The following is a 16,284-nucleotide window of genomic DNA, read 5'->3' on the forward strand; positions in this document are numbered from 1 at the left end:
CGTGAGCGGCTATTACGGACCGTGTCCTGAAAATGCCGCCCGGAGCGGGACCGGCCGACGCGTCACCGCTTGTCGACCATGACCTCGATGCTGTAGTCCTGCGCCCGGTAGCTGTGGTCGCCGTACTCCACCGCGTTGCCCACCGCGTCGAAGGCGACGCGCGTCATCGTGAGAACGGGCTCGGACGGCTTGAGCCCGAGGTGGCGCCGCTCGGCAGGGGTCGGCGTCCGCGCTCCGATCGTCTGGTGCGCGACGACCGGGCGCACGCCGCGGTCCCGCATCACGGCGTACAGGCCCTCCCCCTCGAGGGCCTCACGGGTGATGTCGTTGTAGACCGGCGGCAGCCAGTTGTGGAGGATCGCCAGAGGGCGCTCGTCCGACAGCCGCAGGCGAATGATCGACAGCAGCTCGGCGTCGGCGGGCAGGTCGAGCGCGGTGGCCACACGCTCGTCCCGCACGAGCTCGTGCTTGAGCACGGTGGTCGCCGGCCGGCCGCCGTCACGCTTGAGGTCGTCGTAGAGGCTGGTGAGCTCGGCGCGCCGGTGCACCTTGCGGTTGGCGACCGTGGTGCCGAGCCCGCGCCGCCGCAGCAGGAGACCCTGGTTGACCAGCTCCTGTATTGCCCGCCGTACCGTCGGTCGCGACAGGCTGAGGCGCTCCGCGAGGGCGATCTCGTTCTCGAACGGGTCGCCGGGCTGCAGCATGCCACTGGCGATCGCGGTGCTGAGCTGCTCCGCGAGCTGGTGGTAGAGGGGCACGGGGGAAGAGCGGTCGATCGAGACGCCCACTTGGATTGCCACGGGCCCGAGTGTACTCCCGTGTGTGAGAACGACGTTACGAGAATATGTCAGTACAAAGTCTTGACGTGACATTTGGCGAACGGGCACGCTACCCATCATCGTCGGCTGCCGAAACAGGGCCTCATGCCACGGCGGGCACAACAAACGACGTAGATCGAAACGGGGATCACGAATGCGCATCGGGCTAGCGGGCGTCGGACGGATAGGCGCCTTCCATGCCAGGACCTTGGCGGCTCTCGACTTCGTCGACGAGCTCGTCGTGACGGACGCCGACCTCGGGGCGGCCAAGACCGTCGCCGACGAGCTCGGGGCCGAAGTCGCTCCGGACGCCGAGGCGCTGCTCGCGTCCGGCGTCGACGGTTTCGTGATCACCACGGCGACCCCCGCCCACGCGCCGCTCCTGCGTCAGGGCATCGCCGCGGGGGTTCCCACGTTCTGTGAGAAGCCGGTGGCGGCCACCCTCGAGGAGACCCTCGGGCTCGCCGAGCTCGTCGCGTCCACCGGCGTTCCGGTGCACGTCGGCTTCCAGCGGCGGTTCGACGCCGGTTACCGGCGGGCGCGGGCGGCGGTGGAGTCCGGCGAGCTCGGATTCGTCCACACCATCCGGGCCAACACCCACGACCAAGCCCCGCCGCACGCGTCCTACATCCCGGCCTCCGGCGGCATCTTCCGCGATTGCAACGTGCACGACTTCGACATCCTCCGGTTCGTCTCCGGACGGGAGGTCGCCTCCGTCTACGCGACGGGCGCCAACAAGGGCGCCGACTTCTTCGCCGCGGCCGGCGACGTCGACACCGCCGGGGCGCTGCTGACCCTCGACGACGGCACGATCGGCCTGATCTCCTCGACCCGCTACAACGGCGCAGGTCACGACGTCCGCATGGAGGTCCACGGCGAGAAGGGCACGATCGCCGTCGGGCTGGACCACTCGCTGGCGATGCGCTCCGCCGAGGAGGGCGTCGACTTCCCCAGGGGTCCTCAGAAGTGGTCGTTCATGGAGCGCTTCCTCCCGGCGTACCAGGCCGAGCTCACGGCCTTCGCGGAGGTCGTCCGTGGTGAGCGGACCTCCCCGTGCACCGTCGGTGACGCGCTCCAGGCCTTCCGCATCGCCGAGGCGTGCGAGCGCTCCCGAGCGGAGCGCAGGCCCGTCGCCCTTTCCGAGATCGAGGGGATCTGAGGACATGACCACTGTGAGCACCGCGAGCACCCAGCCGTCAGGCGACCGCCGCCCGGTGGCCGATCGCGTCGCCGGGGCGCCCATCTCCTGGGGCGTCTGCGAGGTCCCCGGATGGGGGTTCCAGCTCGAACCTGACACCGTGCTCCGCCAGATGCGCGAGCTCGGCCTGAGCGCCACCGAGTTCGGCCCTGACGGCTTCCTGCCCGACGACCCCCAGGCCAAGGCGGCCACCCTTGCCGGCTACGGGCTGAAGGCGGTCGGGCAGTTCGTCCCCGTGATCCTGCACGAGTCCGGCCACGACCCCCTCACCGATGTCGAGCGTGCGATGGAGGGGCTGGTCGCCGCCCAGGCCTCCACCGTCGTCATCGCCGCGGCCACCGGCCAGGAGGGCTACGACGACCGCCCGGTCCTCGACGACTCGGGCTGGTCGGCCCTGCTGGGCAACCTCGACCGCATCACCGACGCCGCCGCCGCCCACGGGCTCGTGGCCACGCTGCACCCCCACGTCGGCACGATGATCGAGAGCGGCGAGGAGACCGAGCGGGTGCTCGCCGGAAGCCGTATCGGCCTGTGCCTCGACACCGGGCACCTCCTCATCGGCGGCGGCGACCCCGTCGGCATCGCCCAGCGCAACCCCGAGCGGATCGTCCACACCCACCTGAAGGACGTCCGGGTCGACTGGGCCAAGCGCGTGCAGTCCGGCGACGTGACCTACACCGAGGCCGTGGCCGGCGGCATGTACGTCCCGCTCGGCGAGGGCGACGTCGACATCAGGGCCATCGTGGCCGCGCTCGAAGGCAGTGGGTATGCAGGGTGGTACGTCCTCGAGCAGGACACCATCCTCGCCGCCGCACCGGCCGCCGGAGGGCCGGACCCGGTGGCGGACGTGCGGACGAGCATCGCGCACCTGCTCGCCGTGGCCGGCGACCCGAGCGCAGCGGAGGCATGACCGATGGCCCCAGCGGCATACGATCTCGTGGCCATGGGCCGGGTCGGGGTGGACATCTACCCCCTCGACTCCGGCGTGGGCCTCGAGGACGTCGAACGCTTCGGGAAGTTCCTCGGTGGCAGCGCGACCAACGTGAGCGTGGCCGCGGCCAGGTACGGCCGCCGGTCCGCGATCATCACCCGTACCGGCCGGGACCCGTTCGGCCGGTACGTCCACCGGGCGCTGCGTGACTTCGGCGTCGACGACACGTTCGTCACGGAGGTCGACGGCCCGCCGACGCCGGTGACCTTCTGCGAGATCTTCCCCCCGGACGACTTCCCGCTGTACTTCTACCGCTACCCGACCGCCCCCGACCTGATGATCGAGGCGGGCGAGCTCCCGCTCGACGCGATCCGGGACGCGTCGGTCTACTGGGCCACCGTCACCGGGTTGTCTCAGGAACCGTCGCGCGCGGCGCACTTCGCCGCGTGGGAGGCCAGGGGACGGCGGTCGCACACCGTCCTCGACCTCGACTACCGGCCGATGTTCTGGCCGGATCGCGCCGAGGCCGCCGTACAGGTCGGCAGGGCCCTCGACCACGTCACCGTGGCGGTGGGCAACCGCGAGGAGTGCGAGGTCGCCGTCGGCGAGACCGAGCCGCAGCGTGCGGCGGACGCCCTGCTCGAGCGCGGAGTGGAGCTCGCGATCGTCAAGCAGGGCCCCAAGGGCGTCCTCGCCGCGACCGCCGACGAGCGTGTCGAGGTTCCTCCCTTCCCCGTCACGGTCGTCAACGGCCTCGGGGCCGGGGACGCCTTCGGCGGTGCGCTCGTCCACGGGCTGCTCGGCGGATGGGACCTGCGCCGCATCCTGCAGTTCGCCAACGTGGCCGGCGCCATCGTCGCCTCGAAACTCGAGTGCTCCAGCGCGATGCCGTATGAGGCCGAGGTCGAGGCCGTCCTCGCCGGCCAGGGACAAGAGGGGGGACGATGACGACGACGTCGAGCCGGGCGGGCATCGCCGAGCTGACCGAGATCCGGGTGCGCGAGCCCGGGCGGATCACCGAAGGGTGGGCCGCGAGACGACGCCGCGAACTCGTGGGCGAGGACGGCCGGCTGCTCATCGTGGCCGCGGACCATCCGGCCCGCGGCGCACTCGGCGTCCGCGACGACCGCCATGCGATGGCCTCGCGCAGCAACCTGCTGGAGCGCCTCGCCACGGCGCTGTCCCGCCCGGGCGTCGACGGCGTGCTCGGCACGCCGGACATCCTCGACGACCTGCTGCTCATGGGTGCGCTGGACGACAAGGTCGCCATCGGCTCGATGAACCGCGGCGGTCTGCAGGGTTCGGTCTTCGAGCTCGACGACCGGTTCACCGCCTACACGGCCGAGGAGATCGCGGCCAGCGGCCTCGACGGCGGCAAGATGCTGACCCGGATCTGCTACGGCGACCCCGGCACCGTCGCGACGCTCGAGGCGAGCGCCCGCGCGGTCACCGATCTGGCCGAGCAGGGCGTGATGGCGATGGTGGAGCCCTTCCTGTCCGTCCGCCAGGACGGCCGGGTGCGGAACCTGCTCGACCCCGACTCGACCATCACCTCGATCCACATCGCGGCGGGGCTCGGCGCGACGAGCCGGCACACCTGGCTGAAGCTGCCGGTCGTCGACGAGCTGGAGCGGGTCATGGACGCGACCACGCTGCCGACCCTCCTGCTCGGCGGGGATCCGAGCGGGCACCCCGACGAGACGTACGCCGCGTGGGGCCGGGCGCTGGATCTGCCCGCCGTGCGCGGGCTGGTCGTGGGGCGGGCGCTGCTCTTCCCGCCGGACGGCGACGTCGCCGCGGCGGTCGACATCGCCGCGGGTCTCGTGCACGGGACCAGGCCATGAGCGACAACGGGCGCTGGGTCCACCCCTTCGGGACCGCCGCCGCGGGCGAGTTCGAGGTGTCGATCGACGACGCCCTGGACGGGTGGAAGCACACGAGCCTGCGGGTGGCCACGCTGGAGCCGGCCGCCCAGGTGACCGTCGCCACCGGCGACGACGAGGTGCTCGTCGTCCCCCTGCGGGGAGGCGCCGAGGTCACGGCCGTCGACCAGGCGGGCGAGCGGCACGAGGCCCGCCTGACCGGGCGGGCGAGCGTCTTCGCCGGTCCGACCGACGTCGCCTACGTCCCGCGGGGGTCGCGCCTCACCGTGCGCAACCCCGGCGCCGACCACGTGAAGATCGCGCTCTGCGGCGCGAAGGCGGCCAAGCGTGAGGTGCCGCCGCCGTTCCGGCATGTGGCCGTCACCGATGTCCCCGTCGAGCTCCGCGGAGCCGGTACGGCCTCACGCGAGGTGCGCAACTTCGGCGTCCCGCAGGTGCTCGACGCCGACTCGCTCATCGCCTGCGAGGTCGTCACTCCGGCGGGCAACTGGAGCTCCTACCCGCCGCACAAGCACGACGAGGAACGCGACGGCGTGGAGACCAAGCTCGAGGAGATCTACTACTTCGAGGTCGGGATCGAGTCGGGCGGCCCGGCCCAGGGCGCGGATCCCGTCGGCTACCAGCGGGTCTACGGAACGGACGCGCGGCCCATCGACGTCCTCGCGGAAGTCCGCTCCGGTGACGTCGTCCTCGTGCCGCACGGATGGCACGGCCCGGCGATGGCGCCTCCCGGTTACGACCTCTACTACCTCAATGTGATGGCCGGCCCCGGCGCGACCCGGGCCTGGCTGATCTGCGACGATCCCGCGCACGGGTGGGTGCGGGAGTCGTGGGCCCAGCAGGACGTCGATCCCAGGCTTCCGATCGGAGGATTGCGTTGACCTCGACCGCAGAGACGGTGCGCCTGACCGTGGGCCAGGCCGTCGTCCGTTTCCTTGCCAACCAGTGGAGCGAGCGCGACGGGCGCCGCCAGAAGCTGTTCGCCGGGTGTCTCGGGATCTTCGGCCACGGCAACGTCGCGGGGGTCGGCCAGGCGCTGCTGCAGAACGAGCTCGCCGGCGGCGAGGAGCGCCTGCCGTACGTGCTGGCCCGCAACGAGCAGGCGATGGTCCACACGGCGGTGGCCTACGCGCGGCAGAAGGACCGCCTGCAGACGTGGGCCTGCACCGCGTCCGTCGGCCCCGGTTCGACCAACATGCTCACCGGGGCCGCGCTCGCGACCGTCAACCGGCTCCCGGTGCTGCTCCTGCCCTCGGGCACGTTCGCGACCCGGGTGGCCGGGCCGGTGCTGCAGGAGCTCGAGGCGCCGTACGCCGCGGACCTCACCGTCAACGACGCCTTCCGCCCGCTGTCGCGCTTCTTCGACCGGGTCAACCGGCCGGAGCAGCTGCCGTCGGCGCTGCTCGGCGCCATGCGGGTGCTCACCGACCCGGTGGAGACCGGGGCGGTGACCGTCGCGCTGCCCCAGGACGTGCAGGCGGAGGCGTTCGACTGGCCGGTGGAGCTCTTCGCCGAGCGGGTCTGGCGGGTGGCCCGGCCCCTTCCCGAGGCCGTCGACATCACCGACGCCGCCGCGCTCATCCGCTCGGCGCGGCGCCCGCTCGTGGTGGCCGGGGGCGGGGTGCACTACTCCGGAGCGGAGGACGCGCTGCTCGCGTTCAGCGAGGCGACCGGGATCCCGGTCGGCGAGAGCCAGGCCGGCAAGGGCTCGCTGCCGCACGGGCACCCGCAGGCGATGGGCGCCGTCGGCTCGACGGGCACGACCGCCGCCAACGCCCTCGCCGTCGAGGCCGACGTCGTCATCGGCGTCGGAACGCGCTACAGCGACTTCACCACCGCCTCGCGCACCGCCTTCCAGGACCCGGGCGTCCGCTTCGTCAACATCAACGTCGCCCGTTTCGACGCCGGCAAGCTCGCGGGGCTGTCGGTGGTGGCCGACGCCCGGGAGGCGCTCACCGCCCTGACCGCGGCCCTCGACGGATACGCGGTGGACCCGGCGTACCGCGACCGCCAGGCGGAGTTGTGGCGGGACTGGGACGCGCGGGTGGAGGCGGCGCACAACCCGCCCGCGGAGGTCACCGACGCGCTCGCCGACGGCGTGCTCACCCAGGGCACCGTCCTCGGCTGCGTCAACGAACTGTCCGGCCCGAGGGACGTGGTCGTGTGCGCGGCCGGCTCGATGCCGGGCGACCTGCACAAGCTGTGGCGGGTCCGGGACCGCAAGTCCTACCACGTCGAGTACGGCTTCTCCTGCATGGGCTATGAGATCCCCGGAGGCATCGGCGTACGGCTGGCCGACCCGGACAGGGACGTGTTCGTCCTGGTGGGCGACGGCTCGTATCTGATGATGCCGACCGAGCTGGTCACCGCGGTGCAGGAGCGACTCAAGATCATCGTCGTCCTGGTGCAGAACCACGGGTTCCACTCCATCGGCTCGCTCTCGGAGTCGCTCGGGTCGCAGCGGTTCGGCACCCGGTACCGCTACCGCAACGACGCCACCGGCCGCCTGGACGGGGAGAGGCTGCCGATCGATCTGGCCGCCAACGCCCGGAGCCTCGGCGCCACCGTGATCGAGGCGCACAGCCGCAAGGAACTCGAGCAGGCGATCAGGGACGCCAAGGCCGCTCCCGCGGACGGCGGTCCCATCGTCATCCACGTAGAGACCGATCCCACCGTCCACGCCCCGGACAGCGAGTCCTGGTGGGACGTCCCGGTCAGCCAGGTCAGCGATCTCGACACCACGCGGCGGGCCCACGACGAGTACGTGGCGCACAAGGCCACCCAGCGCCCCCATCTGGCGCCGGCAGACGGGGACGGCCGATGAGCAGGCCGGCGATGATCGGCAGCGCGCCGGACAGCTGGGGGGTCTGGTTCGCCGACGACCCCCGGCAGACGCCCTGGGAGCGCTTCCTGGACGAGGTCGCCGCGGCCGGCTACACGCGCATCGAACTGGGACCGTACGGCTACCTGCCGACCGACCCCGCCCGCCTGCGCGACGAGCTCGACCGGCGGGGCCTGACCATGACCGCGGGCACGATCTTCGAGCACCTGCACCGCGCGGACTCGTGGGACGGCACGTGGAAGGACGTCTCCGCGGCCGCCTCGCTGACCGCGGCCATGGGCGCCGAGCACCTCGTGGTCATCCCCGACTTCTGGCGCGACCCCCAGACCGGGGAGGTCATCGAGGACGCGCGCCTCACCGACGAGCAGTGGCCGGCGTACGCCGCGCTGATGAATCGGCTCGCGCGCCGGATCAGGGAGGAGTTCGGCCTGCGGATCCAGTTCCACCCGCACGCCGACACCCACGTGGACACCCACGAGAACGTCGAGCGGTTCCTCCACGAGACGGATCCCGGCCTGGTGAACCTGTGCCTCGACACCGGGCACATCGCCTACTGCGGCGGCGACAGCCTGAAGCTCATCCGGGACCACCCCGACCGGATCGGCTACGTCCACCTCAAGCAGGTCGACCCCGGCGTCGTCGCGGATGTGCATGAGAAGGGCATCGGCTTCGGCGAGGCCGTACGGATGGGCGCCATGTGCGAGCCGCCGAACGGCGTGCCCGAGATGCCGCCCATCCTCGATGCTCTGGCGGAACTCGACGCCGAGATCTTCGCCATCGTCGAGCAGGACATGTATCCGTGCCCCGCCGACCAGCCCCTGCCCATCGCGACGCGGACCCTGGGCTACCTGCAGTCCTGCGGCCCGCTGCGCTGACCCGCTCCACAAGTTGTCCTGCTCCACGAACTGACCCGCTCCACAAGAGGCAAACCATCACGAACCAGTTCATCTAGTTCCTCAGTTCCGCCCCACCGCGGTGGCGGACGACGAAAGGCAGAACCAAGGTGATCCGTACATCTCGCATCTCCGTCGTGGTGACCGGCACATTAGCGGCGCTCGTCCTGGCCGCGTGCAGCTCCAGCGGAGGCAAGCAGCCCGCCGAGGCGAGTGGCGCCGCCAAGGCGGGGGTCGCCGACACCCCCCAGATGACGATCGCCCTCATCACCCACGCGGCTCCCGGTGACACCTTCTGGGACCTGGTCCGCAAGGGCGCCGAGGCCGCCGCCGCCAAGGACAACGTCGACCTGCAGTACCAGTCGGACCCGGACGGAGCGAATCAGGCCAACCTCGTCCAGTCCGCGATCGACAAGAAGGTCGACGGCATCGCGGTCACCCTCGCCAAGCCCGACGCGATGAAGGCCAACGTCGAGAAGGCCGTCCAGGGCGGCATCCCCGTCGTCGCGCTGAACGGCGGCATCGAGGACTGGAAGGCCATGGGCATCTCGGGATACTTCGGCCAGGACGAGAAGATCGCCGGCGAGGCGGCCGGCGAGCGGCTCAAGGCGGACGGCGCCAAGAAGGCGCTCTGCGTCATCCAGGAGCAGGGTCACGTCGGCTTGGAGGCCCGGTGCGACGGCGCGAAGGCCACGTTCCCGGACACCGAGAAGATCTACGTCACGGGCACCGACATGCCGAGCGTCCAGGCGGCCATCACCTCCAAGCTTCAGCAGGACCCGAGCATCGACCGCGTCCTCGCCCTCGGCGCCCCGTTCGCGCTGACCGCCGTCAAGTCGGTCAAGGACGCCAGCAGTTCGGCCAAGGTCGTCACCTTCGACACCAACAAGGACCTCGTGACCGCCATCAAGAACGGTGAGGTCGAGTGGGCGGTCGACCAGCAGCCCTACCTCCAGGGCTACCTCGCGGTGGACAGCCTGTGGCTCTACAAGGTCAACGGCAACACCATCGGCGGCGGCCAGGCGACCCTGACCGGCCCCGCGTTCATCGACAAGACCAACGTCGCCAACGTCGAGAAGTTCGCCGCCAACGGCACGAGGTGAGCTGACAGATGACTGCAACGGCAACGGAGCCGGGCAGGGCGGGGGCGACCCGGGACGACCGGGTCGCCAGCCGTTCCCTCGCCGCCCGGTTACTGAGCCGGCCCGAGGTCGGGTCGCTCATCGGCGCAATCGTGATCTTCCTGCTCTTCATGGCGGTGGCGGTCCCCTTCCGCAACATCGCCAACGTCGGGACGATCCTCTACGGGGCCTCGACCATCGGCATCATGGCCGTCCCCGTGGGACTGCTCATGATCGGCGGCGAGTTCGACCTGTCCGCCGGCGTCGCGGCGACCACCTCCGGCCTGTCCGCCTCCCTCATCGCCTGGAACCTGGGCCTCAACGTCTGGGTGGGCGTCATCCTGGCGCTCGTCGTCTCCGTCGCCGTCGGCGCGTTCAACGGGTGGCTGCTGTTCAAGACCGGCCTGCCGAGCTTCCTCGTCACACTCGGCACCTTCTTCATCCTGCAGGGCGTCAACCTCGGCGTGACGAGGTTGCTGACCGGCAACGTCGCCACCGCCGACATCAGCGACATGGACGGCTTCGTCAGCGCGCAGAAGGTCTTCGGCTCGGAGATCGCGCTCGGCCCGGTCACCCTGAAGGTCACCGTCCTCTACTGGGTCGTGCTGACCCTGATCGCGGCCTACGTCCTGCTGCGCACCCGGGTGGGCAACTGGATCTTCGCGGTCGGCGGCGACGCCGCCGCGGCCCGGGCCGTCGGCGTCCCCGTCAAGGCGACGAAGATCGGCCTCTTCATGGCCGTCGGCTTCTGCGCCTGGCTGTCCGGCATGCACCTGCTGTTCCAGTTCAACACCGTCCAGTCCGGCGAGGGTGTCGGCAAGGAGTTCATCTTCATCATCGCCGCGGTGATCGGCGGCTGCCTGCTCACCGGCGGATACGGCTCGGTGATCGGCGCCTCGATCGGTGCGCTGATCTTCGGGATGACCCAGCTCGGCATCAACTACGCCGGATGGAACCCCGACTGGTTCAAGACGTTCCTCGGGGTGATGCTGCTGCTCGCCACCGTCGTGAACGTGTACGTCAAACTGAAGGCGGACAGACGATGAGCTCCGCGACCGTCGAGCGGCACGACGCCGCGCATTCGGACACCCCCATCCTCACCCTCGACGACGTGGGCAAGAGCTACGGCAACGTGCACGCGCTGCGCGGTGTCAGCCTCAACGTCCGCCAGGGTGAGGTCACCTGCGTGCTCGGTGACAACGGAGCGGGCAAGTCCACCCTGATCAAAATCATCTCCGGCCTGCACGAGCACACCGACGGCACGATGACGCTCGACGGCGTCGAGTGCCGTTTCCCGTCCCCGCGCGCCGCCCAGGCCAGCGGGATCGCCACCGTCTACCAGGACCTCGCCCTCGCGCCCCTCATGTCGGTCTGGCGGAACTTCTTCCTCGGCAACGAGATCCACAAGGGGCTGTTCCGCACGCTGGACATCGCCCGGATGAAGCGGATCTGCGACGAGGAGCTGGCCAAGATGGGGATCATCATCCCCGATCTCGACCGGCCGGTGGGCGGCCTCTCCGGCGGCCAGCGCCAGTGCATCGCGATCGCCAGGGCCATCTACTTCGGGGCGAGGGTCATCATCCTCGACGAGCCGACGGCCGCGCTCGGCGTCAAGCAGTCCGGCGTCGTCCTGAGGTACATCGTCAAGGCCCGCGACGCCGGCCTCGGCGTCATCTTCATCACCCACAACCCGCACCACGCCCACCTCGTCGGCAACCACTTCGTGATCCTCAAGCTGGGCCGCGTCGTGCTCGACGCCCACCGCGACGAGCTCACACTGGAGCAGCTCACGACGGAGATGGCCGGCGGCCAGGAGCTCGCGGAGCTCAGCCACGAGTTGCGCGGTGCCGACCCCGGCAAGGTCGTCACGCCCGCCGAGGTGGAGCACGGCCAGGTGGAGGCCCCCGCCCGCCCGCAAGAGGAGGAACCGAGCGCATGAGTGCGGCACCCTTGCGGGTCGGGGTCGTCGGCGTCGGCCTGATGGGCGCCGACCACGCCGAGCGCCTCGTCCACCGCATCGCCGGAGCGGACCTGGTCGCGGTGTCCGACCCCGACACCGCGAGGGCCGCCGAGCTGGCCGACCGCTTCGACGGCGTGCGCGCCGTCGGCGACCCGCTCGACCTCATCGCCGGCGAGGACGTCGACGCCGTGCTCATCGCCTCGCCCGGCTTCGTCCACGAGGAGCAGGTCCTCGCCTGCGTCGAGCACGGCAAGCCCACCTTGTGCGAGAAGCCGCTGACGATGGACAGCGAGTCGTCGCTGCGTGTCGTCCAGGCCGAGCGCAAGGCCGGACGCCCGCTCATCCAGGTCGGCTTCATGCGGCGCTTCGATCCCGAGTACGCCGAGATGAAGCGGCTGATCGACTCCGGCGACCTCGGCCGGATCCTGCTCGTGCACAACACGCACCGCAACAGGAGCGTCGCGGACTCGTTCCGCTCGGAGATGATCGTCCGCGACTCGCTCGTCCACGAGGTCGACGTCTGCCGGTGGCTCTTCGGCGACGAGATCGAGACGATCACCGTGCACGCCCCGAAACCGACAGGAGAGGCCGCCGAGGGAGTCCTCGACCCCCAGGTGGCGATCTTCCGGATGGCTGGCGGCGGCATGGCCACGAGCGAGGTCTTCGTCAACAGCCAGGTCGGCTACGAGGTGCGCTGCGAGGCCGTCGCCGAGCGGGGCAACGTCACGATCGGCCTCGGGCAGAGCGTGTTCGTCCGCCGCGCCAACCAGTACGGCGGCCGCATCCCGGACGACTTCCGTGACCGCTTCGCCAGAGCCTACGACGCGGAGGTCCAGGCCTGGGTCGACGCGTCACGCCGCGGCGAGGTCGCGGGGCCCACCGCGTGGGACGGGTACGCCGCCACGGCGGTGTGCACGGCCGGCATGGAGTCGCTCGCGACCGGCAGGCCCGTCACCGTCGCCATGGCAGGCCGGGCCGACATCTTCGGGGGTGGCGACCGGTGAGGCTCGCCCCCGATCCCTGACCCATCCGCGACCGCCTCGCCCGATGGGCCACGCGACCCGCCTTCGCATCCCCCGGACCACCGGCAACCGCCGACCATCCAGCACGTAGAAGGACCGTGAACACCGTGAGCACCGAACCCGCCCGCATCACCCACCTCGTCGGGGGCCGCCCGTGGGAGGGCACCTCCGAGCGAACCGGCGAGGTCTTCAACCCCGCCACCGGAGCGGTCACCGGCCGCGTCGACCTCGCGTCCGCCGGCCTCGTCGGCGAGGTCGTGGCCACGGCCGCGGCCGCGTGGCCGGGCTGGGCCCGCACCTCACTCGCCAAGCGCACGCAGGTGCTCTTCGCCTTCCGCCAGCTCCTCAACGAGCGCAAGCACGAGATCGCCGCGCTGATCACCGCCGAGCACGGCAAGGTCCTCGACGACGCGCTCGGCGAGGTGACGCGGGGCCTCGAGGTCGCCGAGTTCGCCTGTGGCATCCCGCATCTGCTGAAGGGCGGGTTCAGCGAGAACGCCTCCACCAACGTGGACGTGTTCTCCATCCGGCAGCCGCTCGGGGTCGTCGGCGTGATCTCGCCGTTCAACTTCCCCGCCATGGTCCCGCTGTGGTTCATCCCTGTGGCCATCGCCTGCGGCAACGCCGTGATCCTCAAGCCCAGCGAGAAGGACCCCTCGGCGGCCCTCGCCGTGGCCCGGCTGTGGACCGAGGCCGGCCTGCCCGACGGGATCATGAACGTCGTCCACGGCGACAAGGAGGCCGTCGACACGCTGCTGACCCACCCTGACGTCAAGGCCGTCTCGTTCGTCGGCTCCACGCCCATCGCCCGGTACGTCTACGAGACCGGGACCGCGAACGGCAAGCGGGTCCAGGCCCTCGGCGGCGCCAAGAACCACATGCTGGTCCTGCCCGACGCGGACCTCGACCTGGCCGCCGACGCCGCGGTCAACGCGGGCTTCGGCTCCGCCGGCGAGCGCTGCATGGCGATCTCCGCCCTCGTCGCGGTCGACTCCGTCGCCGACGAGCTCGTTGAGAAGATCAAGGACCGGATGAGCAAGCTGCGTACCGGCGACGGCACCCGCGGCTGCGACATGGGCCCGCTCGTCACCGGTGCGCACCGCGACAAGGTGAGCGGCTACGTCGAGGCCGGAGCGACGGAGGGGGCGACCGTCGTCGTCGACGGCCGCGACGGCGAGTTCGACGGCGGCGCGGACGGCTTCTGGCTCGGCCCGACGCTCCTCGACCACGTCACCGCCGACATGTCGGTCTACCGCGACGAGATCTTCGGCCCGGTGCTGTCGGTCGTGCGGGTGAAGTCCTACGAGGAGGGCCTCCACCTCATCAACGCCAACCCGTACGGCAACGGCACGGCCATCTTCACCAACGACGGCGGCGCGGCTCGGCGCTTCCAGAACGAGGTGGAGGTGGGCATGGTCGGCATCAACGTGCCGATCCCGGTGCCGGTGTCCTACTACTCGTTCGGCGGGTGGAAGAACAGCCTCTTCGGCGACACCCACGCCCACGGCACCGAGGGCGTGCACTTCTTCACCCGCGGCAAGGTCGTCACCTCCCGGTGGCTCGACCCGAGCCACGGCGGGCTCAACCTGGGCTTCCCGCAGAACGACTGACCGCTGTGACGCGCGGCCTCACCCCGGAGTCGGGGTGAGGTCGCGCGGTCATGGGGAGGCGGCCCCCGGTCAGCGGCTCAACATGGCCCGCCCGAACGCGGACGAGACCTGCAGCAGGTTGGCCGTCCGCCTGATGTCCGCCGAGTGGTTCGGCCCGGCGGCGTGGAACAGCGCCGGGTTGAGTCGGCGGTTCCTCCAGCATGTGGCGGGCCGCCCGGCCGTACCAGCGGCGAAACGCCGTCAGCGCGCGACCAGGGCCAGCGCGGCGAGGACCGACGCGCCGAGCACGGCCTGTTCGAAGCGGGCCTGACTGATCCGCCGCGCCACGTGGAGGCCCGCCCAGCCTCCGACGAGGACCAGCGGCGCGAGGACGAGGGCCAGGGTGATCGTCGCGGTGTGGAACAGCCCCAGACTCGCGCTGAAGGGCACCTTGCAGACGTTCACGCCGAAGAAGAAGAACGCGCCGGTCCCAAGGAAGCGCCGCTTCTCCACTCCCCGCGCGATGAGATACAGGGTCATCACCGAACCCGCCGCGTTCGCGATCATGGTCACGAATCCCGCGGCGAGGCCTGCCCCCACCGCGGCCGTCCGCCCGGACGCGAGGCCTCCGGCCGCCGGGGGGCGCCAGCGCAGCAGCAGCTGGAGGGCGGCCATGATCACGAGCAGTACGCCGATGACGCGCCGCAGCAGGTCGTCGTCGACCACGGCGAGGAACAGCGCGCCCAGCAGGAGCCCGGGCAGCACGGCGGGGATGAGCCGGCGCAGCAGCGACCAGTCGCAGTCGTGGCGGTAGTGCCAGACCGCCATGACGTCCCCGACGAGCAGCACGAGCAGGATGGCCGCCGTCGACTCCCTGGCCGGCATCAGACTGGCGAAGACGGCGACCGAGATGGTCGCCAGACCGCCGATCGCGGTCTTGGCGAATCCAACCAGGAGCGCCGCCACCCCGAACAGGACCGCGACGGCCACGGTCATCGGGGTGCCCCCGTGGTGGCCCGGACCACCAGGGCCGGCGCCACGACCACCGGGCTCCCCGGCGGCTCTCCCCCGTCGAGGCGGGACGCGACCCGCTCGATGGCCAGGCGGCCCAGCGCGTCCGCGTCCTGGCGGATGGTCGTCAGGGCGATGTGGGCGTAGGACGCCGCCCGGATGTCGTCGAACCCGACGACCGACAACTGCTCGGGCACCATCAGCCCGGCCCGCCGTACCGCGTCCAGGAACCCGAGCGCGCAGCGGTCGTTGAAAGCCGTCACCGCCGTCGGCCCTTCCCCCGGTGGCAGGCGCAGCAGTGCACCGGCGGCCCGGGCGCCGTCCTCCTCGGTGAGACCACCGGGCAGGAGGGGCATCGAGGGAAGACCGAGCCGGCGCGCGGCGCTCCGGTAGCCCCGGCGGCGCTGCGCCGCCCCCGGCGCCCGGCCTCCGTCCGCGTGGACGATGCGGCGATGGCCGAGCCCGTGGAGATGCGTCACCGCCTGGCGCAGACCCTCGGCATCGTCGGTGCGCACCACGTCGACGCCTTCCACGCGCACGTCGCGCAACACGCTGACGGCCGGCAGCCGGCCCGCCAGCTCGGACAGCGCCGGGGACGGCAGCGCCGAGCCGACCAGGACGATCCCCTCGCACCGTTCGGCGAGCAGGGCGCGGACCGCCTCCTCCTCGGAACGGCGCGGGGTCACGCCGCTCAGCACCACCTCGTAGTCCGAGACGGCCGCCGCGGCGTACAGGCTGTCGATCAGATCGCCGTGGAAGGCGTGGCCGACGCCGAACACGACGCCGAGCATCCGGGTGCGGGTCCTGCCCAGACGGCTGGCCCGCCGGTCCGGCTGGTAGCCCAGATCGGCGGCCGCGGCGAACACCCGCTCGCGTGTGCCCTCCGAGGCGCCCACCGCGCCGCGGAAGACGATGGAGACCAGCGCCCGGGAAACACCCGCACGGGCGGCGACGTCCTCCATGGTCGGGCGAGCGACACTCATGCGGACCACTGTAACTGGAGCGCTCTAGTCTCG

General features: G+C 71.3%; 15 protein-coding genes. 12 read left to right on the forward strand and 3 right to left on the reverse strand.

Translation table 11 applies throughout. From position 1 onward, the window contains the following. Positions 1–62 precede the first annotated feature (62 nt). Positions 63–800 (reverse strand): GntR family transcriptional regulator, encoded by a 738-nt coding sequence (locus Psi02_RS34030; protein ID WP_239095394.1) that lies wholly within the window; start codon positions 798–800, stop codon positions 63–65. A gap of 172 nt (positions 801–972) precedes the next feature. On the opposite strand from Psi02_RS34030, the gene Psi02_RS34035 reads away from it, so the two are divergent. The 12 genes from Psi02_RS34035 (at position 973) to Psi02_RS34085 (ending at position 14,278) form a co-directional block, all read left to right on the forward strand. Beyond that, entirely contained in the window at positions 973–1,977 is a 1,005-nt protein-coding gene (locus Psi02_RS34035; protein WP_203979973.1) for a Gfo/Idh/MocA family protein, read from the forward strand. A 4-nt stretch (positions 1,978–1,981) separates the two neighbouring features. Beyond that, positions 1,982–2,926 (forward strand): sugar phosphate isomerase/epimerase family protein, encoded by a 945-nt coding sequence (locus tag Psi02_RS34040; RefSeq protein ID WP_203979974.1) that lies wholly within the window; start codon positions 1,982–1,984, stop codon positions 2,924–2,926. 3 nt (positions 2,927–2,929) lie between these two features. Then, positions 2,930–3,895 carry a 5-dehydro-2-deoxygluconokinase gene (iolC, locus tag Psi02_RS34045; RefSeq protein WP_203979975.1) on the forward strand — a complete coding sequence of 322 codons (966 nt, stop codon included), beginning with the start codon at positions 2,930–2,932 and terminating at the stop codon, positions 3,893–3,895. Continuing rightward, entirely contained in the window at positions 3,892–4,791 is a 900-nt protein-coding gene (locus Psi02_RS34050; protein WP_203979976.1) for a class I fructose-bisphosphate aldolase, read from the forward strand. The genes iolC and Psi02_RS34050 overlap by 4 nt, the downstream gene beginning before the upstream one ends. Then, the gene (gene iolB, locus Psi02_RS40420) at positions 4,788–5,711 is read left to right on the forward strand and encodes a 5-deoxy-glucuronate isomerase (RefSeq protein ID WP_239095395.1); all 924 of its coding nucleotides are present in this window, start codon (positions 4,788–4,790) and stop codon (positions 5,709–5,711) included. The genes Psi02_RS34050 and iolB overlap by 4 nt, the downstream gene beginning before the upstream one ends. Beyond that, on the forward strand, positions 5,708–7,654 hold the full coding sequence (gene iolD / locus Psi02_RS34055) for a 3D-(3,5/4)-trihydroxycyclohexane-1,2-dione acylhydrolase (decyclizing) (protein WP_239095396.1): 1,947 nt from the start codon (positions 5,708–5,710) through the stop codon (positions 7,652–7,654). Before iolB ends, iolD begins: the two co-directional genes overlap by 4 nt. Next, positions 7,651–8,547: a TIM barrel protein gene (locus tag Psi02_RS34060; protein WP_203979978.1), complete on the forward strand. Its 897-nt coding sequence runs from the start codon at positions 7,651–7,653 to the stop codon at positions 8,545–8,547. Before iolD ends, Psi02_RS34060 begins: the two co-directional genes overlap by 4 nt. Positions 8,548–8,675: 128 nt before the next feature. Continuing rightward, the gene (locus Psi02_RS34065; protein ID WP_203979979.1) at positions 8,676–9,668 is read left to right on the forward strand and encodes a sugar ABC transporter substrate-binding protein; all 993 of its coding nucleotides are present in this window, start codon (positions 8,676–8,678) and stop codon (positions 9,666–9,668) included. An 8-nt stretch (positions 9,669–9,676) separates the two neighbouring features. After that, entirely contained in the window at positions 9,677–10,732 is a 1,056-nt protein-coding gene (locus Psi02_RS34070) for an ABC transporter permease (RefSeq protein WP_203979980.1), read from the forward strand. Then, on the forward strand, positions 10,729–11,625 hold the full coding sequence (locus tag Psi02_RS34075; RefSeq protein WP_203979981.1) for an ATP-binding cassette domain-containing protein: 897 nt from the start codon (positions 10,729–10,731) through the stop codon (positions 11,623–11,625). The genes Psi02_RS34070 and Psi02_RS34075 overlap by 4 nt, the downstream gene beginning before the upstream one ends. Then, complete coding sequence (locus tag Psi02_RS34080; protein WP_203979982.1) at positions 11,622–12,650, forward strand: Gfo/Idh/MocA family protein; 1,029 nt, start codon at positions 11,622–11,624, stop codon at positions 12,648–12,650. Before Psi02_RS34075 ends, Psi02_RS34080 begins: the two co-directional genes overlap by 4 nt. A 125-nt stretch (positions 12,651–12,775) precedes the next feature. Next, positions 12,776–14,278, forward strand: coding sequence for a CoA-acylating methylmalonate-semialdehyde dehydrogenase (locus tag Psi02_RS34085; RefSeq protein WP_203979983.1), 1,503 nt, complete (start codon positions 12,776–12,778; stop codon positions 14,276–14,278). Between the two features lie 240 nt (positions 14,279–14,518). Here the strand turns inward: Psi02_RS34085 and Psi02_RS34090 are convergent, their stop codons facing one another. Together Psi02_RS34090 and Psi02_RS34095 are read right to left on the reverse strand one after the other, a co-directional pair. Further along, the gene (locus tag Psi02_RS34090) at positions 14,519–15,253 is read right to left on the reverse strand and encodes a sulfite exporter TauE/SafE family protein (RefSeq protein ID WP_203979984.1); all 735 of its coding nucleotides are present in this window, start codon (positions 15,251–15,253) and stop codon (positions 14,519–14,521) included. Next, positions 15,250–16,251, reverse strand: coding sequence for a LacI family DNA-binding transcriptional regulator (locus Psi02_RS34095; protein WP_203979985.1), 1,002 nt, complete (start codon positions 16,249–16,251; stop codon positions 15,250–15,252). Before Psi02_RS34095 ends, Psi02_RS34090 begins: the two co-directional genes overlap by 4 nt. Positions 16,252–16,284: the final 33 nt, after the last annotated feature.

It is taken from the genome of Planotetraspora silvatica, assembly GCF_016863315.1.
Classification (GTDB): Bacteria; Actinomycetota; Actinomycetes; order Streptosporangiales; family Streptosporangiaceae; genus Planotetraspora; species Planotetraspora silvatica.

Bases quoted from the DNA above. Each gene is read 5' to 3' on its own strand.
- Psi02_RS34035 (WP_203979973.1), top strand. From the start codon at position 973: ATGCGCATCGGGCTAGCGGGCGTCGGACGGATAGGCGCCTTCCATGCC.
- Psi02_RS34040 (WP_203979974.1), top strand. From the start codon at position 1,982: ATGACCACTGTGAGCACCGCGAGCACCCAGCCGTCAGGCGACCGCCGC.
- iolC (WP_203979975.1), top strand. From the start codon at position 2,930: ATGGCCCCAGCGGCATACGATCTCGTGGCCATGGGCCGGGTCGGGGTG.
- Psi02_RS34050 (WP_203979976.1), top strand. From the start codon at position 3,892: ATGACGACGACGTCGAGCCGGGCGGGCATCGCCGAGCTGACCGAGATC.
- iolB (WP_239095395.1), top strand. From the start codon at position 4,788: ATGAGCGACAACGGGCGCTGGGTCCACCCCTTCGGGACCGCCGCCGCG.
- Psi02_RS34060 (WP_203979978.1), top strand. From the start codon at position 7,651: ATGAGCAGGCCGGCGATGATCGGCAGCGCGCCGGACAGCTGGGGGGTC.
- Psi02_RS34070 (WP_203979980.1), top strand. From the start codon at position 9,677: ATGACTGCAACGGCAACGGAGCCGGGCAGGGCGGGGGCGACCCGGGAC.
- Psi02_RS34075 (WP_203979981.1), top strand. From the start codon at position 10,729: ATGAGCTCCGCGACCGTCGAGCGGCACGACGCCGCGCATTCGGACACC.
- Psi02_RS34080 (WP_203979982.1), top strand. From the start codon at position 11,622: ATGAGTGCGGCACCCTTGCGGGTCGGGGTCGTCGGCGTCGGCCTGATG.
- Psi02_RS34090 (WP_203979984.1), bottom strand. From the start codon at position 15,253: ATGACCGTGGCCGTCGCGGTCCTGTTCGGGGTGGCGGCGCTCCTGGTT.
- Psi02_RS34095 (WP_203979985.1), bottom strand. From the start codon at position 16,251: ATGAGTGTCGCTCGCCCGACCATGGAGGACGTCGCCGCCCGTGCGGGT.